Here is a 21,017-nt window from a genome sequence, read left to right as displayed (position 1 = left end):
ACAGAAAAAGGTTGGACGAACAAATTGGTACGTCCAACCACATATATTAATAGGTTAGCAACAACTCAGTAAAGCCAATGGAAAAGCACGATGTCAGAGTATTCACTCTCATTAAGCCTCCTTAAAATTCTCTAACCTTTTATATTGATTTAGGCTTTCAAACCCATATGTCACAACTGAATTAACGTGGTTTACATCAGCGATAAGTACTTTATTTGTTGGGACATGAAGTAATTATGGCATATGACACAATTAGCTTAGGCTAATTGATAATGACAAATCACGTGAATTTACTGCACGATGAACTGGGGGGTTATGATTGCTTATTCAAATCAGTTTAACAAAATCCTTAATCTTCAACCCCATCCAATCTGTATCAAATACAATGCTATCAACTAACTTCTGAGCATCATCTAACTTTGATTTTTTCATTTTTTCATTTTTTCATTTTTTCATTTTTTCATTTTTTCATTTTTTCATTTTTTCATACAGCTTAAAATATTGATTATTTATCCCGTGGGTATTTTCTACATATTCTGCATGCAGACCATACCAAACAGCGGCTCTAAAATTATCGGCTTTATTTGTGTGATACCTGACATAAAACTCATAAACATCGGGGTTTAATTCGTTCAATAATTCTGTACGAGCAAGCTGTAAGCCAGCGATTTTCTTAGCCTCATCCATACTTCGACTAGACGCATTAGCCATCATCACAAAGTAAACATCTCTATGAACGCTCTCTGTCATTGCCACACCATTTACCATTGATTCCCAATGATCAGTATTGCCAGTCTTCTGGTAAAGCCACAAATTGATTTCGGGTCTGATGCCTATTGTTTCTATCACTATTTTATTTTGATAGTCGGATATATTAGCAATAGCGAAATAACGAGATACCTCATCAGATTTTTCCCTGCTGCTTTGTGCTAACACTGAATTCTCGAGGCATGCCTTATAAGTATCGAGCTGGGTAAGTGCAGCATAACCATTCTTAACACTTTTCTCATTTTGTTGCATAACCAGTGAGTTAATAGAGTCAATTCTTTGTTTACTGCATAAAGCACCATCATGGGTTAAATCACATATCTGTTGATATTTTTTATCTTTACATATCAGCATGCTGGAGCCGAGAAAACTCTCACTCCCCTCTTTTGAGCATGACTGTATGAACACAGATATAAAGATAAGTAGGATATTACGAATTAAGTTTTCACAAAAAAGATTATTGTGTGTGTTCAGAATAAACGTTATCAGTGATCTAAACAATGGGAACAAACTGAGTGTTTTGTATTATGCATTGTTTGTTGCGTTTTGACTCATATGACGATGGAGGTATAGCGAATAAGCCATGGCCCAACATTAGCATGCTGTAAGGTGCATCCACATCCAGTAAAATACATTAAGATAAATTAAGCTTATCAAATCGCAATTTAGCGGTTTAGCTAGCATGTGGATATCAGACCGATTTAATATTCACATACTAGGTAACGGAGGAAATATTCGGCTAGAGTGGCTCCAAATGCACAACCCCTTTGCCTTTTCATAATTTTGACGTAAGTAATTTTAGCGTGATTCTGTGCTGAAGCACTTTTGGATTTATGCAGTAGGTTGAGGTTATTAATTTAAGGGGCTATACCCAATGCTATTTTAATAACGGCATTAATTTCTTCCCAGTCTTTAAGCCCACTTGTTGGTATTAACTGGGTAAGATAAATCACTATCACCCCATCTTCAGGCCGAACATAATATTTTGAATTGTATGCACCGCCCCACTCATATTGCAGTGTTTTCCCTTTTAAATCCCCTGCTTTGCCTATTGTTAAAGCAAAACCATAACCAAAACCATCGTTCCAATCCATATCAATGTAAGGTATTTGATTGCTTGTCATTTCTACTACAGATGAAGGCGAGAGTATCTTGGTTCCATTCAACGTTCCTTGATTCAGTAACATTAAGAGTAATTTTGAATAATCACTAGCGGTTGATACCAACCCAGCACCACCCGAGAATGCTTGCATTGGTCCAGCAGCATAATGACCTTGGCTAAGCATATAATCTTCTGCTGTATTGGTATCACTTGCTCTTTTTATATGACTATCAGTGGCGTTATATACAGCAGCCAGGCGACTTAGTTTACTTTTCGGAATATAAAAATGTGTATCAATCATGCCCAGAGGACCGGTGATTTCTGTCTCAAAAAATTCTTTTAAATTTTTCCCTGATATGGATTCGATTATAACACCCAGTAAATCGGTGCTATGACCATAAACAAATTCTGAACCCGGCTGAGCTTGTTGAGGTAAAGTTGTCAGCGGCGCTAAGGCCTGTTTCATGGTCTGTTTTTTATCTGCAAAATACCAGCCGTGAAGTCCAATCTCCTTCCATTTTTCTTCTATTATCCCCCCATCCATAACTTATGCCCGCAGAATGGGTAAGGAGATCATGTACAGTTATTTCGCGTACTGCAGGCACTTCAGTATAAGACTTATCTTTATGCACAACTAAAACGCTAGTCTTTTTGAAGGAAGGAATATATTTTGAGATAGGATCTGTAAAGTTAATGAGTCCTCGTTCTTTTAATATCATTACGCCTACTGAGGTGAGCGCTTTAGTTTGCGAAGCAATACGAAACAAACTATCAATTTTCATGTCTTTGTCAGCTTCAACATCCTGTTTACCGACGGCTATATGCAGAAGTTCCTTACCATCTTTCATAACAAGAATGACTCCCCCGGCAATTTTATGAGTGTCTACATATCCATTTATAATACTCTCGGCAGCAGTAAAATTATAATCCTTCGCAAGTAATACAGGACTAAAAAGCAGTAAAGCAAAAACAATGACTCTATTGATTTTGTTAATTTTAATTATCTGCGTAATTTTCTTTGTCATTGTGTTTAATCCAAGTCGTTTTTTATAATATATGCAATGAATCCAGCGGCATTGAACTGCTTGATTTTAACTCTGCCTAGTTACATAAAACACAACTAAGCGTCAGAACAGTAAACGATGTACTGAGTCTATTCAACTTAAAGTCTGTGGACCGGATAATCAAAAAAATGATGAAAATTAAAAGCCATTGTTAGCTGCAGCGAGGAAAAGAGTGTACTAAGTGATTTAGTGTGACCCTAGACACTTAAACTGACACTTAACTCTTAGAAAAAGATTGCTTAAATTATCAAATACTCGAATCAGGTTATGTTGACCCTTTACTCTCAGGTAATAATTATTATGACTCAAGTAGTCTATGAGGTGGCTAAATAAAGGCGAAATCAGAGATAAACTCAAAGCAGCATAAGCCATTAAGATATTATCTCTGACTGTAATAATGTCTAAAGTATAATCCAAACCAGATTTAAGGACGACCCGCCCCAGGCGATGCAACATTAGCCACTTCAATTTTTCCAGCTCTCGTTACGCTAACTATTTTTGCTTGAGAGCTCTGAGCTGTAAGCATAAATAAGGTTTTACCATCATCTCCGCCCAGCATACAGGCATAACAATTTTGACTGGTATTGACTATCTCTAACACCTCACCGCCTGGTGCAAAGAGGACGCATTCGTTGCTAACCGCGTTTGCGATCCATATATTACCGTCGGCATTCAGACAGATCCCATCGGGTACTCGTGCACCTGTCGCAGCCCACTCTCTTCTATTGTCAAGACAGCCATTTTCAAGAATATCAAACGCGGTTAAACACAGTCCCAACGTTTCGGCGACAATTAAGGTTTTGCCATCAGCTGAAATGACAGAGCCATTAGGGAAACTCATACCACCAGTGGCAATACTCACATCTCCTTGTGGTGTCACTTTCACAATATTGGCCTTGGGATGATCAGCAATCACTGACTCTACACCACGAGCTTGCATCTCCTCATCCAAGTTAAAACCAAAATTACCTACATAGGCATTACCTTGCTTATCAACCACCATATCGTTACATAGATGTGTTGAGTATTTAGACAAATCAGCATGTAAAACCAAACCGTCTTTTTCAAGCCGCATTAACGCTAAGGACTCCATACATACAACTAGTAAACGTCCATCGGGTAGCCAACCGAGACCAGAAGGTTGCTCATCTAATTGTAACTCCAATCTACTGTCGCCTTGCAGATCAACAGATTTCACTGCTTGGTCGTAAAAATCACTATACCAGAGGCGGTCATTTTGCCAGCGTGGGCTTTCGCCAAAATAAAGTCCGTCGATTAATGTGGTTGAATGTGTCATTAGTATCCTGATTTATAAATTTAGATCCAAAGAATGAACAATCGGTTCATTCTCCCCAACAAGCGTCGATTTAATAGATTTAATCGATAATTTTAGTATAATTATAATAAAGATGTATTTACGTTAACTCCGCCATATTTTCTAAACATGCACTAAATATTCGTTACGACCCCGCGGCGTTTTTTGTAAAAACGTTTGATATTGTGCTCGGTGTGGTGATCGAGTATTTCATCTAATTTATGTCCAATTTTAGAACAAATTTTAATCTGCTCTAATTGTGGCCAGGTAGATCGCTCTCCTTCAATAACCAATTCTTGGATTTCATCAGAGGTGAGTTGCCCTAGAAGTTTTTGAGGATCGACAAAATTAAAGTTAGGGACAATATTCACATCACCTTTGTAATCTTGAGCCATAACCGAATAGAACATACTCATCGTTTTACCCACATCAGGAATTTTTCTCAAATAACGTCGACTAAATTTTTCACCACTCTTCAGAATTTCGTGTGTGGATAATCGTAAAACTTTTTTTGCCCCTTCAGACACAGGTATATATTGTTCACCCTTCATAATGGCTAGCGCTAACGGATTCGCCTGACTGACAATATAATGATTAACGCCATAAAGTCTGGCGAGTCTTTTAGCGGGTAAATCGTCTGTAACGGCTCCGTCTACCCAACGACGATCCGGTAAATGAGGTTGAGCCTCACCGTAAACATTTTTCGCCATCAACATCACAGGTGGATAGACACCCGGCACCGCACAAGACGCCATGACTGCCGAACGCACATAAACATTTGGTGCAGTGATGGCATTCATTAGCCTAGAAGACTGGTGTTCTTCATAAGGCGCAATAGTGATGCTGATCATTCGACCTGTCTTTTCATAGGCTTCCTGAAAGGTGATGTCAGGAATAATTGCCTCTAACATTATTTTCAAGGATGCTGGATCAGACTGCTTACGGAGAAGGCTTTTAGGACGATTATCAATCTCAGCCTGTAGCGGATCAAGTACCTGTTCACCTTCTAATACAGACGGTAATTCTTCGTCAGAATAGGTACCTAGTATGGCAGCAGAGATTGCACCCGCGCTTGAACCAGATATAACGGTAGGTAACACTTTATGTTCAAATAAGGTCTTTATGACCCCACGATGAAAATGCCCCAGTGATCCGGCACCGCTCAACATCAAAGCAGAACGGCCAAAACAATGACTGGCACGTTCAAAAAATCCAGCTTATCTTCCTTGGTGACGTCACTAGACTCAGGAATGTTAGATATGTGCTCGAGGGCACCTACTATTTCATCAACGTACTCTTCAATAAGATTTTTAGTGCCAAATTTAGCTTTTTCATAAAGGATAGATTTGCCCATCCCTCCCTGATTACCATGAATTCCCTCGTTTAAAGCGAATAGTAGCCCAATGTCGTCTCCCTGACGTCTGAGCTGTTTTAGTGCGTCTATTCTGGAACGAATATTCACATAATCATAACTTTTTGACTCTTCCTTGCTTTTCCATGTATCAAAACCAGACTTAGCGTCATGCTCAAGCGCTGCAACTTTCCAGTCAGCATAACTATCGGCGCGAAGCATTTTACGCTCCAAACGGGTAAGAGAAAAACTAGAAGAAATAGACAGCATGTAGCCAGTGTTCCACAATAATAAAAATGCATGAAACAGTATAATCAAAATAAAAAGGGGGAACCATCAAGATAACTGATATAAACATAAAAGAAAAAATGAGGATTAATGGTATTTTAAAGAATTTCGCCAGCATCTATCAAAAATCAATCATTTATTTTTAATCTTCATTAACCCAACACCACTCATATATGACGATGTCAGAATTTGTCACAACAATACTTTTCTTTGGCCATCTTTGTTGCTAATTTATGGCCAATTGGACTAGGAAATCCTCTAGTGTCTGAATTAAATAACAGTGAGTATGAAAAAATAGAGCTGGAGCATCAGGCGGCAAAACTATTTATGCGCTGGCATGAACACGAGACTGGCAATCCAATACACCACCTTTGGCATAACCGCCCCGCCAAACCAGATGTGTCTTGTTGTTTTCAAGGAGAGCGCTTAGATTTAGAAGTGGCACATTTATATGGCAGTGAGCAAGAAGCTATGCAAATACTGCAACGGGAATTAAGTGAGCAAACCCATCAAGAACTGCAACAATTAGAAAAAACCACTGAGCCTGATGCTCGACTCTTAACTGCCCTAAACCGAATTCTATTTAATAAGTCCTATAAGCGCTATAAAACCAAACGGGTTTGGTTAGTGATCAGGAATACTCATCCAGCTTGGGACAAGAAGGAAATCCTAACTCAGCAACATTGTATAAAAATTCCCTCTACTCATCCTTTTGAACAAATTTGGCTAGTCGCTGACTGGGATGGGAAAAGTGGTATCGTACAGCTTTTTCCTGAAGCAAAAGATGCCTTAAATAGTACTTTAAATGGTGCCTAAAATAATGTTTTAAATTTAAGTACTTACCCTCTATGACTAGCGGCAGCCATTAGTCGGCTATCTTTCATAAGCAATAATGTCTATGTATGTTTTGGGGAAAATGCCCTCTAATATTAACAGGCTTGATTGATCACCTGGATCAAATACTCGATATCATCTTCATCATTATAGATATGTGGCGAGACCCGGATCCCTAAACTTCTAGCATCAACCCCTATTTGAGCTAATTTTAAAGCATTGAGTACGGAGCTTTGCGCTTTACCAAACTGAAGTATGGCTGTGCCACTGCATTTTTGGGCATCCTTAGGTGACACAAGTTGCTCCCCAAACGCTTTATCCAGCAGAGCTAAAAGCCTAAGATTATGCTGTCTGGCTAGGCCGGGCGTTATTTGGTTAGCATAACCTATACCGTGAGCCGCCAGAATAAAGGGAGTCACTGACGGTGTCCCGCCCCAAAAACGTAATGCCCCCTCACGATATTGAAAGTTGTGTATGTCAAACTCAAAGGGGTTGTCATGGGAAAACCAACCGACATCTTTTGGTTCACAATGGTTTATCTGACTAGGATGTACCCATAAGTAAGCCGCACCTGGACCTGAACATAACCATTTCACAGATGAGCCAATCATAAAGTCAGGGGCTATTTCGGTTAAGTCTAAAGGAATTAGGCCTGCCGATTGTGCCACATCTATTAGACTCAGAATGCCCTGCTGTTTAGCTACTTCGACTATGGATTTAACGGGCGCCTGTTGCCCAGAGTTAGAATAGACTTGACTGATAAACACTAAGTCTATGTCTTGGCTTAAATGTGAGTGCCACACGTCTGCTGAGGTAATGTCTAAGTTTTTAGGGATAAAAGAAATATCACATTCAGGTAAAGCATGACTAATTGCAAACCCCATACTGGGGAAATCTTGTTCACTCATTAGCACCTTGGCGAATGGCTTCGTCAACCTGGGGTGTGACATAACAAGCTTGCACAAGGCACTAGATAAATTGGCCTGAGGACAAAAATTTTCCGGCCCGTGGTTGAATAGAAGCCCCAATGCAGACTGAAATGTTTCGATGCTGCTAAGCCATTGCTGCCAAGGCTCTGTACTCAGGTTTTGCCAAGGGCTAAAATATGCCTCCTGAAAAAACTGTTGTGCGCTTTTAAGGGGGCGACCAACCGAGTGATTCAGCAGATAACAGCCTTTCTCAGGTAAGCAAAAGTCTGTTTTATAATCCTTGCTAGATAATGCTAATGTCATCTAAGGCTAGCCTTAAGTATTTTGAGATCATCAAAGCGAGTCAGAATATCGCTTCTCTCATTTGCCATGCGTTTATCTTTGAGTTTTTCTAATCCGCTTAGCAAAGAAGCTAGAGGAGGACCACTAGCCGTCACGGTGCTTAAATGGGTTTGAGTTAACTGACTGGCAGGTTGTGTAATATACTTATTGACCAATTGTTCATGATGCTGATTAGCTGTTTCGCCATGTAAGGTACACGCTTTAAAGAATTGGGATACGTTGGCCTGATACCAGTCTTGATCGGAATGATTTTCAGCTTCCAGAAATTTGTTCATAAGACTTTCGCGTCGCATACAGTCACGTAATAAAGTCTGATCCTCGGGCATCATGTAGAGAAACTTATCCACTAATAACTGAGAATAATCGGGGTCGTTTGCCAAACACAAACCCAACTGCATATCAATAACATTGATACCCGCAAAATCGCCAGCATTGGCGCCACGAAAAACTTGGGAACCCACACGGTAAGGTTTATAGTAAGGACGAACACAATAGAAAAAGCGAGTCGCATCTAAGCGTTCAAATAAGATAGCATTCGAATCTATTACTTCCTGCAATGCCTTTTGACATGATACCAATAAATCATGGCAGATAGGATGCGAAATCCCCAGCGGTTGAATTTTTAAAAGTGCCTCTGCAGCTCTTTTGTAAGCCAAAATTCCGCGGGTATTATAATCTAAAAATAGCTTTTCATCTTGCAAACTAGTGAAGCGTTTATATGTGCCATTTTGGGCACTATTATGAGTAGTTAAATGGGCTGTAGCGAAACGCGGTGTAACGCCAATCGAGGCACCAATATGCATGGCTAAAGCGGAAGCTTCAACTAACGGTGAAGTCGTCTCACGACTAGGCTCAGTAATTTCGTGGCGGCGGCAGGCAGCCATATAAAGGCCCACATTCCCTAATAAATCAAAAGCGCTGTCAAAGCCCTGATCAGTATTACCCTCAGCCAATAATTCTATTATTAAATCTCGTCCTTCTCTCTCCAATGTTTGTTTTGTATCATCACCTATTCCCTGGACATTAGACTTGTCTTCTTGTTGGAAATAGAGACCTTCTAATTCATCATTAAGCTGCACAAACTGGCTGCGGATCCAGCTATCAAAGGCTTGTGTTTTTGGCGTCAGTAATTTCATGTTTTCCTAGTAATTATGTTCGTTTCCCGTGCGAGTCATACCAACTCTTGAAAATATAGAAATATGTTGCCAACCATTGTAAAAATAAGCAAGTTAACAGCTGCAATAGTACAACATGCCCAAATCTGATAAGGACCAAGGCGTAAATATGTCGTTAGATTTTGGTGGGTTTAGCTAATCTAAGAAAACACCTCTCAGCTGCTGCCTTTTAGTTGAATAGTCACCTTGATCACTTCTGCTCAATAATTAGGCATGATTGAGCAGAAGTGTTTACAGCAAACTACAATGCCGCTCATTATAAACTTAATAAAATATTCATACAAATAAACCTATTCAGTAATACTTTATTGATTAACTTGTTTTTTACTAACCGTAATCAAAGATAAGTGAAATCATGAAAAACAGTATTAATATCCGTAAAACTCTGCAAGCACCTATATCAATAGCATTAGCAATGACTCTTTTTGCCTGCGGTTCAGGCACTGACAGTTTTGTAGAAATCCCTGTTAAACCCATACCTAGCTTGCTACCAGCGCCAATTCCAGCTCCCAAATTTATTATTGGCCTATTACCTGACACACAGGGAGGAAGCGACGAAACAGGCCAAACACATGTAGCATTGCACCCCATGAGAAACGTCCTTAGTCACCAAAAATCTGCCGGTGTTGATATGGTACTGGCACTGGGTGATTTAACTGATGGTGGCAGTACCGAAGAATTTGCAGAATGGATATCGGTCGCCAAACAATACAAAGATAAAGGCATCGAGTTTTTACCTGTTATGGGGAATCACGAAACCAGTCACGCATATACTGTCGAATGGATAGACAACATGAAAAACTACATTCCCGAAGATGCAGTTCACATGCCAGGATATGAGTGGATGAACTATTATGTGGTACGTGAAAACGTACTGATTTTCGGTTTAGCCTATTACAACTTACCGGTTGCGTTTCAATGGATAAAAGACACGATACTATCAAAACAAGACAATATTAGACACATTGTTGTTGCCAGCCACGACGGCTTGATTGGAGCCAAATATGGCCAAACACGTGAACAAATCGTTGATGGTACAAAAGATGACAATTGGGTTTACGATGTTCAGCCAGAAATCCGTCAATTTTTTTCAGACAACGATGTTATTTACGTTCAAGGGCACGAACATCAATATCAACGCTCGCTCATTACAGCCAAAAATACGTTAGAGACCTTACCATCGAGTTCTACTCCTACTGGTGGAAATTACCGTATGGGTGCTTATACACAAATTATGTCTGGGAATGCATCATATAAGGGTTATGAATATCGATATGGCGAACGTGAGCTGGTACAAATGTTAGTTTCACAAAAAAATGCCACTTATAACCAAGGAAATGGTTCTGATCATTATGATGTCAACTCAGCAATGTTAACCTTTCAAGGTGAACAAGTTGATTATGAGGCCTACTACGCAGAGCATCAAGCTAAAAGCAATGATGACAGTTATGCGTTTACTGCTGATTGGCATTTAATGGACAAATTTTCACGTACCACAAACCGCTGTGAAACCATGGTCTACCCGAACTCTATTGCAGCTGGTACACGTCCTGTCCTTGTTTTTCAAACCCAATATTTAAGCAACGATTGTTACGGTGATGACGGTTCATTTGCAAGATTAGTAGGGGGCAGTAATGATACTTTTAATCGAACCGATACCCGCACTAGAGATTTTAGTTTTACGCCAGGATTTAGCCGCGCAGAAACGTTAATGGACCTTACTCGTCTTGCTTACCAATGGTTATTTGTTTACCACGAAAAATGGACCCCAAACCTTAATAGCCCAAATCGCGCCATACCGGATGAAGCTGCAAATGAATTAATCATTCCCGAAACATCCATCGACTTAAAAGAATATATTACCTTAAGTTGGTTAACTGCTAACGAGACTGAATCTGATATTTTGATTGTCAGCGGCACACAAAACCAAACAGGTATGTATCAAAATGCCTATGGTGGCAACAAAGACATTACCGTGGACACAGGTTTAGCCAGATCACAAACAGATGGAAGCGCTAAATCAGCAGTAACGTTGCCGACAACGGCTAGTAAAAAGTGGGATATCAGTGATGCGGTATCTGACACCTATGCAGTGCAATTTACAGGCGTAGCTAAAATGGATGCAAGCACAGTGAATCTTGCACATAAAGTAGCGGGTATCTGGCAACCTATTACCAAAGCAGAGTGTATTGTTGAACTACCTTGGTCAGATACCATGCTCGACATAACACCTAGCCGACCAGATAATTGCGCCGAGGAACCATTAGTTGGCGTCGATAATAACTATGGGAACCGTTGGTGGGTAGTACTTAATCAAGATACACAACTGGCATTAATAAAACGCTAAAAGACTATTTAGGTCTCAACTTTAACAAGGAGCCTGCTTGGCTCCTTGTTACTTTATTAATATCAACCCAATATCGAGTGTAATACGTCCATCCCTTCCTAATTTTATATTCTGTGTTAGGGTTTTAAGATGAGCGTTACCACCCTTCCCCAACAGGTATTGATACTTAAGATAACACTACAAATTAGCGATAATGATACGCATCCACCGTTTTCTGTTGTGAGGTAGTACTACGAATAATGGTTGAGTATGATGAAGAAAACGCTCGCAATTTAATAATTAAGCCTATAAGGCGGTCATTAGACTAAACTCAGACAATATTCACGATGGATGAATGTAAGGTCATTAAGGTATGATGTATCCTATAGTTGCAATCCATAAGGTATTCACCTTAGACTATATCTAAGGTCTGAAATATTAAGATCTATTTCCATGAAAATTATTTCCATATTATTTTCATTAAGAGCCTTAAAATATGTCAAAATTAAACCACTCTTAGGTTTAGCTACAGAGCATTAGTCAAGCTGGAACAAGAAAAACAAAACTTTATGTTGCTACTCAGCATAAGGGACACTAGTGAGTTGACATCTCGGGTGTGCACACACGAGCCTTGTTATTATGTTATCTGTTGTTAAAAACAATTAAATATACACTTAAGATAATTGACTCAAGTAGCTAGAAAACACCAAATCCTCTAAAGTTATAAAGCGATATCATGACAAGAAAAATATTATCTTTGAAAGTTAAAAGAAATGAAGAACCTAAACAAGTTAATAAAGTGGCCAAAGATTTAAAACACGATGATCCACAAAAACGTTTTTTAAATGGCGTAGCCGTCAATCCAACTCAATGTATTCACCTAGAATTAGGCTCTGAAGAATTCACTACCCGAGCGATGGATTTGATCACGCCGATAGGAATGGGTCAACGAGGTTTAATTGTTGCTCCACCGGGCTGCGGAAAAACCACCATTTTAAAGCATATTTGTCAGGCGGTAGGAAAAGCCTATCCCGAAATAAAGCTTTATGCCTTACTTATAGATGAACGCCCAGAAGAAGTGACTGATTTTAAGCGTAGTGTGCCAGCGGAAGTTCACGCCTCATCTACTGATTCAAGCTATGAGCAACATGTACGCGTAGCGAATCAACTGCTTAACTCCGCTCGCAAGCAAGCAGGCGAAGGTCATGACGTTATGATTGTCATCGATTCTCTTACAAGGCTCTCTCGAGTGCATAATGCAAGTAGAAAGAGCAGCGGTCGAACAATGTCCGGCGGGCTTGACTCTAGAGCCTTAGAAGTACCAAGAAAACTGTTTGGCTCTGCTAGAAAGATTGAAAATGGTGGCTCACTCACTATTTTAGCGACCATACTGGTTGATACTGGAAGCCAGATGGATCAGGTGATATTTGAAGAATTCAAAGGCACTGGGAACATGGAAATCGTTTTATCACGGAGTATTGCAGATCAGCGAATTTTCCCTGCTCTAGAAATTGCCAAAAGTAGTACCCGCCGTGAAGAGCTGCTTTTAGATCCGAAAGATATCGAAAAAGTCAGAGTTTTGCGTAGGGCACTTTCCCATCTAAAACCTTTAGAAGGCGCTAGGAAATTGGCTGAGTTACTTGAGAAATATCCAACAAATGCAGAGCTATTAAACTGTTTTATACCAAAACCCGAACTATAATCCACCCTAATTGTAGCTAGATTAAATATTTACAATCATTTGCCCCTTTTTACAATAGTTGGTTTATTCATAACGAGATACTGTCTTTAATCAAAAGACAGGCGCTTTACACCGCATTGAACAAACAGACTTATCGCAAAAAAAAGCAGAACAATTGTCATTTATTTTTATTCAAAAGTAAGATCAATAAAAAGCATGCAGTTCTAGGTATCTGACACACGGTATTTTGTAAAACATAGGGGGTCAACACGCTGCTTATTCAAACCAAAAAAATGATAAATACGCACGTTTTAAGCGTACCCAATTCACAGTTATAAATATTAATTTCTGCGCCAAACACAATACAATTCAATATTACGTTTTAGTTCTCTCAATTCAGATAATTGGCCTTCTTGAACCGTTTTATCAAGTTGATATTTGGCATTCTCACATTTTTCACCAAATGCTTGGTTAATATTAATTTTCCCACCTTCAGTAGGATCCGCAGCAACCACTCTTGGTTGCGCACAGGCACTTAAACCTATCACTATAAAACCACTTAACAACATCTCATACCGCATATAAATCCTTAATGACACAAAGTAAATGCTTGGCAAAACTGCATAAAACTCATTTTGATATGGCTATACACACAAAGCATACAGAGGCTTGCGTAACATAATCAAATATTTAGAGTCACCTGAGCATATTTACATTGGGTGGTTTGGTAACGGTTTAGTTCAATAGACTATCTACAATTCAAATCGACGGGCACAAATTCAACCGTCTTAGGCTCAGATTACTTAATATGATACTTATTGAATATCATGAAAAAATTTAATTAGCGGAATGAAAGAAGTAGACGCATTGTAAATAACCTGACACATTACATTAACATTTATAAGTTATTGAAACGCTTAAACATAACTTTATAATCATTAAACTAAAAGGAACGCATGATGAATTTACCATGGTTAGCACACTATGAATCTTTGGGCATTATTACCCCGGAGTTTGAAGATAAACCTTTTGGTAGTTTCATTGAGGAACATGCCCGTACTCAGCCAGACTCAATCGCTATGTGGTATGTAGCACGTGGAATTAGCTATTCAGAATACAATGAACAAGCCAATCGCTTAGCCAATGCTTTGGTTAATTTGGGTGTTAATAAAGGTGATGTGGTAGGCATTCATTTACCAAATATTCCACAATATCCCATCACGCTAGCGGCAATCAGTAAAATAGGTGCAATCGGTTCGGGTATTTCGCCGCTCTTAGCACCGCCAGAAGTGGCATATCAAATTCAAGACGCTGGCATTAAAGTCATTATCACGCTAAGCGAACTTTCATTAGTATTATCAGCCATGCCTAAAACGCCAGATTGCTTAGAATATGCAATTGTAACAGCAGCGACAGACCTTCTAGCGCCAACAGATTTTGATCTTCCAAAAATTAAAGATTGTGAAGTGTTATCTTATTTAAGTCTCACTCAATCGGCATCAGATGAATATATTCAAACCGATGTCCATTGGAACGATACCTTCATGATCCAATACACAGGGGGCACTACAGGCAAACCTAAAGGTGCAATGTTGTCTCAGCGAAATGTGATGCATAATACAGCGCAATCTTCAGCCGTGAACCCTTTTGATGCAGGCCAAGAGACACTCTTAAGCGCGTTTCCAATGTTTCATATTGCAGGACTTGCCAATGCTATTGCCTCAGCAATTTATGGTGGCAAGATGATTCTAGTACCCAATCCACGGGATACAGATTTTATTTGTGCTCAACTTAAAAATAACCCTCCAAATGTAATGATTGGTGTCCCAGCATTATACGACATGATGGTTGCTAACCCTGCATTTGCTGACATCGACTTTTCTAAACTAAGAGTGGCTGTATCCGGAGCCGCCCCACTCACTCGCGGCAGTTACGACGCTCTTTCAGCTATTATTGGCGAAAAGAAGATATCTGATGCTTTTGGTATGACCGAAACTGCACCTTGCTACACGGTAAATCCACCTAAGCAATATAAACTTGGGTCAATTGGCTTCCCTGTGCCTAATGCGAAAGTACGTATTCGTGATGTTGAGACAGGTAATCATGACATGCCCTTCGGCGAACCAGGAGAGATTGTTTGTACCGGGCCTCAAGTCATGAAAGGATATTTGAACTTACCTAACGAATCAGCTAAAGCATTGCGAGAGATTGATGGGGAGCGCTGGATGTTTTCCGGAGATGTCGGGTATATGGACGAAGATGGTTACATTTTTCTGTGTGATCGCGCCAAAGACATGCTAATTGTTGGTGGTTATAAAGTATTCTCAGTTGAAGTAGAAGATAAGCTTTCTGCAATACCTGAAATTGGGGCTTGTGCGGTAATTGGTACCGAAGATAAAGGGCGTCCGGGCAACGATATAGTCAACTTGTATGTTGAGTTATCAGCCCATTATAAAGATGCGGATCAAAACACAGTGAAAGATAAAATATTAACCTTTTGCCGTGAATCCATGGCTGCCTTTAAAGCCCCCAAACATATTCACTTTATTGACGCCATACCACTGACAGCAGTAGGGAAAATTGATAAAAAAGCGCTTCGGTAAGTATAATTTTATGTGAAACACGCCAATAAAACATGCTGATGCCCATTGTAATGTTATCAAATATTTAGAGTCATTTGATGATGTTCACCATGGGTGACGCGTAATTTCCAAAACACCGTTAGAATTTTTCATTCGCTTTATTCTTCAGATTGTTGATTTTTGTTTTCCGTAGTATTTTTAGTAGCAGGTTTCTACAAAGTTTAAGAAGTGGATAGATAATTTTTGAAATCGTTTTTGATTTAAACATCCAATGATTAAAGCGATTAAAAATTCCGGAACGACTGCCTATCAATGCCAGCATGTGTATAGCATCAGCACCATAATAAAGTTGCTCTCCCATTTTCAAAACCATGCCCTGGTCGATGTCGAGACCTTGTGCGGTGATTTCATTCATCACCTCGCTATTTTCCCTTGCATCCACAATACGTAAATCACCCACACATTGCTTGATCCTCACTATTTGACAATAAGCATTACAAGCTGGGCATTCACGATCATATACGAGTAAAATTTCTTCACGGAGCATCGGGTCCCCTCGCCTTTTAAGGTATAAAACGCATGACATGCATCTGATGATTTAAACTGACACTTCCCACTATAGCATTAACCATATTTTCGACATTTTAAACGCGATGATCATCTCATCAAACATATCCACTTTATGTTCAAAAAGATCTTTACTCATTGCTACTTCCTACTTTTGCATATGGCTGCAAAATGCCACAAAGACAGCGTTATGCTGAAGGCCGACAATAAGGTGTCATACCTTACAATTAAGAATCATACTTTTGCTAGCTTATTAGCTAGTGACCGATTGATCTCACAGCCTAAACCGGACAGTCGAGTGTTAAACCTGAAGGAAAAATTTGTGCCAAAAGTCGACATAAGGTTCTAGTCTAGAAAAGGCTTAAATCGACCTGAAGCCGTCATTAGCAATGCACAATTTTTAAGGCATTTTTCAGTCACTTTGATACGAAAGAGGACATTAGCATCGATAGCTTTTTGAGCTGTGTAGCAGTATTCAGAAGAAGTAGCTCTAACTTTATCCTGATAGAGAACTACCCCCCCTCTATTTGAACTAAGCAGGATGATAGGTCAGGCTGGAATATTCGACTTATTGGCCATTGACGCAATAGGTTTTAAGACTCATTCCTTGGCCAAAAAAGAAAAATTGATTTTATAGAACTAAAGCCTGATCACCGTTTCCTTTTATCTCATTATGTCGTTGAATAGACGTTAATTCATACTTCTCAACAGCCTGCGATAGTTCATTACTGAACTGAATCAAAAAATGACTTTTAACAAGGTGCTATTTCGACAGGTACGCCATTGAATATTGCATTTCCTGACAAACTATCAACCCGTTGATCATCTGTTAAGTCATTCATACTGACCCCTGGATTAGTTTGCGCTACACGCAGAGCAATACCTTCTCTATCATGACCCCAACCATGGGGTAAACAAACAACACCTCGCATAACATCTTCTGTAATAACTACATCAACTTTCAATTCCCCAACCCTTGATTTCAAGAACGCTTTGCCTCTATCGACAATACCTTTTTCTTTTGCATCTTCAGGATGAATTAACAAAGCACAGCGGTCTTTGCCTTTAATTAAACGCTGGCTGTTGTGCATCCATGAGTTATTTGTACGTAAATCTCTACGGCTTATCATCATCAACGACTTGGATGCTTTACTTGAAAATTGTACTTTCATTTGCTGAAAGTCATCTAGTATTGGCTCAGGTAATAAATGAATAAGTTTATCGTTAGTAAACAAGTATTCAGGTAAGCACGGCTGTAAAGGCCCAAGATCTAAACCGTGAGGGTATTGTTTTAATACCTCTAAACTTAGACCGTAATCATGTTTAATTTCTTTACCTGATTCATAAGAAGTAAAAGATTTTCCATAGGGACCATTGCGCAAACTATAGTCTAGAATCTGTTCAGTAGTCATCTTAGGGTGTTTACCCGTATCGACAATGCCACGTTTTAGCGCGTTAATTCGTTGCATTAAACCTGTCATAATATCGAAATCAGAACGTTCATCTTCAGCGTGTTCAAATAGTGCTTCTGAATATTTAGCGACATTGCGTACGGCTAAAAGGTTAAAAACCAAATCATAATGCTCATGTTCTAACGGCCCTGTAGGTGGCAAAATAATGTCAGCATGACGAGACGTTTCATTTAAGTAAAAATCAATAGAAACCATAAAATCTAAATTTTCTAAGGCTTCATCTAACTGACGGCCATTAGGAACAGATAATACTGGGTTTCCGGCAGTACAAATAAACCCCTTCACTTGCCCTACGCCAGGTGTCAACATTTCTTCAGCTAAGATAGATGTAGGTAGTTCACGACTAAATTCTGGCAAGCCTCTAACTCGGCTATGGTATTGAGCAAAACTTCCGGCTGTAGACGCTTGAACTCCCATATCTACAGCAGGTTTAGTAAACATCATTCCACCCTTTCTGTCTAAATTACCGGTAATAATATTTAAGATATTTACCAACCAGTGATTTAACGTTGAAAAATTTTGTGTGGACAAGCCCATTCTTCCATAACAAATAGCACTATCGGCGATAGCAAATTCTGTTGCTATACGTTTAATATTTTCTTCAGATATACCACAAACATCACTTATTTCAGCGAGAGTAAACTGATCAAACATCCCAAGTAGCTGATCGAAGCCATCTAAAATAGGTGATAAGTGAGCTGGGTCATACAAAGATTGTTGAATAACATATTGAATCAGACCATAAATAAATAACGGGTCGGTGCCTGGTTTTATAAATAAATGTTCAGATGCATATAGTGCAGTCTCGGTTTTGCGTGGGTCTATTAAGATTAATTTTCCACCGCGATCTTTTATACTTTCTAAACGTTTAAGCACATCACCAGCCGTCATTAAGCTACCATTTGAGGCTGCTGGGTTTGCACCAAGCATTAACATATAATCTGTACGATCTATGTCCGGTATAGTAAATAATTGTCCATGGCCAAACATTAAATAAGACATAAGTTGATGTGGCATTTGGTCTAATGAACCACCTGAATGCATGTTTTTAGAGCCTAAGGCTTTACGAAATTTACCTATCGCTGTCAATATCCCAAAGTTATGAGATGCAGGATTCCCCCAATACCCGGAAATTGCATCATCACCATATTGACTTTGAATATTGACTATTTCTTTACTGACGCGGTCAAATGCATCATCCCAACTAATGGGTAACCATTGACCGTTAACTTTTTGTATTGGTGTTTTTAAACGATCAGGGTCGTTATGCAAATCTTGTAAGGAATAGCCTTTAGGACAAATGTGCCCGCCACTATGTGGGTCTTCATTATCACCCGCGATAGATATAATTTTATCGCCTTGATATTTGATTTGAATACCGCACATCGCTTCACAAAGCGTACAGTTTCGTAGATGGGTTTTAATTGGTAAATTTGTTCTTTGCTGTTCTTTGGCTAACTTTTCTGTGCGAGTGTCCCTAATTATATCTAACATTCGCTTGATATTAGTCACTTTACGTCGTAGCCGGCCTAATAAATGTCCTTGCTCTTGTTCATATTGATCAAGTAATTGCCAATCGCTAAAACTTATATATTCAACGTTACGTTCTACAAGAAAATCCTCAGTATCTTGACGGACGACTTTTGCAGACGAGATATTTGCATCAACAAAATCGGTGATTAATTGATTTACGGTATCTTGAGCACAATGCTTATTACTGCCTATTACACCACTAGCGCCACGTTTTATCCACCCAACGGCATACTCCTGGTTTAAAGCACTCCCTTCGGACTTAACTTGTGAACTATGATTAACAATATCTACTCGACCTTGTTGATTAAGAATAACGCCACGTTGTTCATCGAAGGCTACGTTTTCAATCGCATCACCTTGATAACCAATAGCATGTACGATGAGGTTGGCATTGATAAGTGATTTTTCGCGGGTTGTTTTAATAGAAATACGACCATCATCATCTCGAATAATTTCATTACGGGTAAGATGTAATGTTTTGTGCCCATTTACATCGTTATCAATATAGTCTGGACTATGGCAAAATATAAAGCGGATGCGTTTTTTATTCTGCTGAATATTATCAGACTGCTGACGTTGAGAAATTACTTTAAGCAAGTTAATGTTTTGTTTTACTTCACTAAACTCAGGTAGTTCTGTATGAACAATTTTTTGTTGATCTAATGCTAAATCGTTAGCATCAATAATTAAGTCTACATCATCAAGTCCCATTAATTGTTCTAATTCTTTGGGCGTGAAAGCCGCTTCAGCAATACCCCGACGAGCTATTAAAATTACCTCTTGTATTGAGCTTTGTTTAAAGGCACTTAACGCTTCATCTGCAACGTCTGTTTTTTCAAGTTGCTCGGATGATAATACTAACATTCGAGCAATATCTAATGCCACATTCCCCATACCGATAACAACAGCGGTCTGTGATGACAAGTCTACAGAAAGTTTACTTTGATCAGGGTGGCCGTTATACCAACCAACAAAGGTAGAAGAGCCGAAAATATTAGGTAATTCAGCCCCCGGAATTGATAAAGGTCGACTTTTAGAGCCTCCGGTTGCATAAACAACCGCATCATACTGGTCAAGTAAATCGTTTCGTTGAATATCACGGCCCAACTCAACATTGCCGAAAAAACGAAACCGCTCATTCTGTGCAATACGCTCAAAGCTAGATGATACAGATTTAATACGAGGATGATCTGGAGCAACCCCATAACGAACAAGGCCAAAAGGTGTTGGTAAACGTTCGAACATATCGACTTTAGCTAATGGCATTTGTTTAAATATTTCTTCAGCGGTATAAAAACCGGACGGTCCTGAGCCGATGACTGCAAAATGACCTGAGAACTTAACCATTGGTGATACTGCAATATTATGGCTAATACTTTCTGTTATTACAGGATATATTAAAGATTTTTCCGCATTCAAGGCTATAAAATTTCGCATTAAATTAGGAACAGAACTTTCTGAGTAAATAGCACGTTCTGGACATGCTGTGATACAAGCATTGCAATCAATACATACATTAGGGTCAATGTAGAGCATTTCAGGACCTTCCCTAAATGCATCAACAGGACAAACGTCTACGCAATCGGTATGCTTATTTCCTATACATGATTGTGTTACAACATAAGCCATAATAATCTCCAGATGCTATTGATGAAAGAATATTATTTTATGCTCTATCGTTAGGTAAA

Annotated in this window: 15 protein-coding genes; 4 read left to right on the top strand and 11 right to left on the bottom strand. The window is 39.2% G+C overall.

Annotation, left to right across the window (positions count from 1 at the left end; genetic code table 11):
• Positions 1 to 468 precede the first annotated feature (468 nt).
• The 6 genes from C427_RS11205 to C427_RS27465 all read right to left on the bottom strand — a co-directional run bounded on the left by C427_RS11205 (position 469) and on the right by C427_RS27465 (position 5,870).
• The gene (locus C427_RS11205) at positions 469 to 1,122 is read right to left on the bottom strand and encodes a DUF2989 domain-containing protein (RefSeq protein WP_007635352.1); all 654 of its coding nucleotides are present in this window, start codon (positions 1,120 to 1,122) and stop codon (positions 469 to 471) included.
• A 503-nt stretch (positions 1,123 to 1,625) separates the two neighbouring features.
• The gene (locus C427_RS24925) at positions 1,626 to 2,414 is read right to left on the bottom strand and encodes a serine hydrolase domain-containing protein (protein WP_269079245.1); all 789 of its coding nucleotides are present in this window, start codon (positions 2,412 to 2,414) and stop codon (positions 1,626 to 1,628) included.
• Complete coding sequence (locus tag C427_RS28220; RefSeq protein WP_015430849.1) at positions 2,347 to 2,895, bottom strand: serine hydrolase domain-containing protein; 549 nt, start codon at positions 2,893 to 2,895, stop codon at positions 2,347 to 2,349. Before C427_RS28220 ends, C427_RS24925 begins: the two co-directional genes overlap by 68 nt.
• A gap of 463 nt (positions 2,896 to 3,358) precedes the next feature.
• On the bottom strand, positions 3,359 to 4,231 hold the full coding sequence (locus C427_RS11195) for an SMP-30/gluconolactonase/LRE family protein (RefSeq protein ID WP_007635350.1): 873 nt from the start codon (positions 4,229 to 4,231) through the stop codon (positions 3,359 to 3,361).
• A gap of 152 nt (positions 4,232 to 4,383) precedes the next feature.
• A complete protein-coding gene (locus C427_RS11190) occupies positions 4,384 to 5,418 on the bottom strand; it encodes a patatin-like phospholipase family protein (RefSeq protein ID WP_015430848.1) in 1,035 nt (344 codons plus the stop codon).
• The gene (locus tag C427_RS27465; protein WP_015430847.1) at positions 5,418 to 5,870 is read right to left on the bottom strand and encodes a DUF3336 domain-containing protein; all 453 of its coding nucleotides are present in this window, start codon (positions 5,868 to 5,870) and stop codon (positions 5,418 to 5,420) included. The genes C427_RS11190 and C427_RS27465 overlap by 1 nt, the downstream gene beginning before the upstream one ends.
• A 279-nt stretch (positions 5,871 to 6,149) precedes the next feature.
• Between C427_RS27465 and C427_RS11185 the strand changes: the two genes are divergently transcribed.
• Entirely contained in the window at positions 6,150 to 6,704 is a 555-nt protein-coding gene (locus C427_RS11185; RefSeq protein ID WP_007635348.1) for a hypothetical protein, read from the top strand.
• 113 nt (positions 6,705 to 6,817) lie between these two features.
• On the opposite strand, the gene C427_RS11180 is transcribed toward C427_RS11185, so the two are convergent.
• Both C427_RS11180 and C427_RS11175 read right to left on the bottom strand, forming a co-directional pair.
• Positions 6,818 to 7,954 (bottom strand): aminotransferase class V-fold PLP-dependent enzyme, encoded by a 1,137-nt coding sequence (locus tag C427_RS11180; protein ID WP_007635345.1) that lies wholly within the window; start codon positions 7,952 to 7,954, stop codon positions 6,818 to 6,820.
• Positions 7,951 to 9,129, bottom strand: coding sequence for a PrnB family protein (locus C427_RS11175; RefSeq protein ID WP_007635343.1), 1,179 nt, complete (start codon positions 9,127 to 9,129; stop codon positions 7,951 to 7,953). Before C427_RS11175 ends, C427_RS11180 begins: the two co-directional genes overlap by 4 nt.
• Positions 9,130 to 9,523: 394 nt before the next feature.
• Here C427_RS11175 and C427_RS11170 point away from each other — a divergent pair, with 394 nt between their 5' ends.
• Positions 9,524 to 11,515, top strand: coding sequence for a metallophosphoesterase family protein (locus C427_RS11170; protein WP_007635341.1), 1,992 nt, complete (start codon positions 9,524 to 9,526; stop codon positions 11,513 to 11,515).
• Positions 11,516 to 12,230: 715 nt separating this feature from the next.
• The gene (gene rho / locus C427_RS11165) at positions 12,231 to 13,196 is read left to right on the top strand and encodes a transcription termination factor Rho (protein ID WP_007635339.1); all 966 of its coding nucleotides are present in this window, start codon (positions 12,231 to 12,233) and stop codon (positions 13,194 to 13,196) included.
• Between the two features lie 320 nt (positions 13,197 to 13,516).
• On the opposite strand, the gene C427_RS11160 is transcribed toward rho, so the two are convergent.
• Positions 13,517 to 13,756: a hypothetical protein gene (locus tag C427_RS11160; RefSeq protein ID WP_007635338.1), complete on the bottom strand. Its 240-nt coding sequence runs from the start codon at positions 13,754 to 13,756 to the stop codon at positions 13,517 to 13,519.
• Positions 13,757 to 14,131: 375 nt separating this feature from the next.
• Between C427_RS11160 and C427_RS11155 the strand changes: the two genes are divergently transcribed.
• Positions 14,132 to 15,778, top strand: coding sequence for a class I adenylate-forming enzyme family protein (locus C427_RS11155; RefSeq protein WP_226991056.1), 1,647 nt, complete (start codon positions 14,132 to 14,134; stop codon positions 15,776 to 15,778).
• Between the two features lie 118 nt (positions 15,779 to 15,896).
• Here C427_RS11155 and C427_RS11150 read toward each other — a convergent pair whose 3' ends face one another.
• Complete coding sequence (locus tag C427_RS11150) at positions 15,897 to 16,304, bottom strand: DCC1-like thiol-disulfide oxidoreductase family protein (protein ID WP_007635336.1); 408 nt, start codon at positions 16,302 to 16,304, stop codon at positions 15,897 to 15,899.
• A 772-nt stretch (positions 16,305 to 17,076) separates the two neighbouring features.
• A complete protein-coding gene (locus C427_RS24105; RefSeq protein WP_051075191.1) occupies positions 17,077 to 20,958 on the bottom strand; it encodes a molybdopterin-dependent oxidoreductase in 3,882 nt (1,293 codons plus the stop codon).
• Positions 20,959 to 21,017 lie beyond the last annotated feature (59 nt).

The sequence above is a fragment of the Paraglaciecola psychrophila 170 genome (assembly GCF_000347635.1).
Lineage (GTDB): Bacteria > Pseudomonadota > Gammaproteobacteria > Enterobacterales > Alteromonadaceae > Paraglaciecola > Paraglaciecola psychrophila.
The sequence above is the reverse complement of the archived record's forward strand: the minus strand, read 5'-3'. Positions and strand labels throughout refer to the sequence as shown.

Excerpts from the sequence above, each read along its gene's own strand:
- C427_RS11205 (WP_007635352.1), bottom strand. The coding sequence starts at position 1,122 with ATGCTGATATGTAAAGATAAAAAATATCAACAGATATGTGATTTAACC.
- C427_RS24925 (WP_269079245.1), bottom strand. The coding sequence starts at position 2,414 with ATGGATGGGGGGATAATAGAAGAAAAATGGAAGGAGATTGGACTTCAC.
- C427_RS28220 (WP_015430849.1), bottom strand. The coding sequence starts at position 2,895 with ATGACAAAGAAAATTACGCAGATAATTAAAATTAACAAAATCAATAGA.
- C427_RS11195 (WP_007635350.1), bottom strand. The coding sequence starts at position 4,231 with ATGACACATTCAACCACATTAATCGACGGACTTTATTTTGGCGAAAGC.
- C427_RS11190 (WP_015430848.1), bottom strand. The coding sequence starts at position 5,418 with ATGTTGAGCGGTGCCGGATCACTGGGGCATTTTCATCGTGGGGTCATA.
- C427_RS27465 (WP_015430847.1), bottom strand. The coding sequence starts at position 5,870 with ATGCTGTCTATTTCTTCTAGTTTTTCTCTTACCCGTTTGGAGCGTAAA.
- C427_RS11180 (WP_007635345.1), bottom strand. The coding sequence starts at position 7,954 with ATGACATTAGCATTATCTAGCAAGGATTATAAAACAGACTTTTGCTTA.
- C427_RS11175 (WP_007635343.1), bottom strand. The coding sequence starts at position 9,129 with ATGAAATTACTGACGCCAAAAACACAAGCCTTTGATAGCTGGATCCGC.
- C427_RS11170 (WP_007635341.1), top strand. The coding sequence starts at position 9,524 with ATGAAAAACAGTATTAATATCCGTAAAACTCTGCAAGCACCTATATCA.
- rho (WP_007635339.1), top strand. The coding sequence starts at position 12,231 with ATGACAAGAAAAATATTATCTTTGAAAGTTAAAAGAAATGAAGAACCT.
- C427_RS11160 (WP_007635338.1), bottom strand. The coding sequence starts at position 13,756 with ATGCGGTATGAGATGTTGTTAAGTGGTTTTATAGTGATAGGTTTAAGT.
- C427_RS11155 (WP_226991056.1), top strand. The coding sequence starts at position 14,132 with ATGATGAATTTACCATGGTTAGCACACTATGAATCTTTGGGCATTATT.
- C427_RS11150 (WP_007635336.1), bottom strand. The coding sequence starts at position 16,304 with ATGCTCCGTGAAGAAATTTTACTCGTATATGATCGTGAATGCCCAGCT.
- C427_RS24105 (WP_051075191.1), bottom strand. The coding sequence starts at position 20,958 with ATGGCTTATGTTGTAACACAATCATGTATAGGAAATAAGCATACCGAT.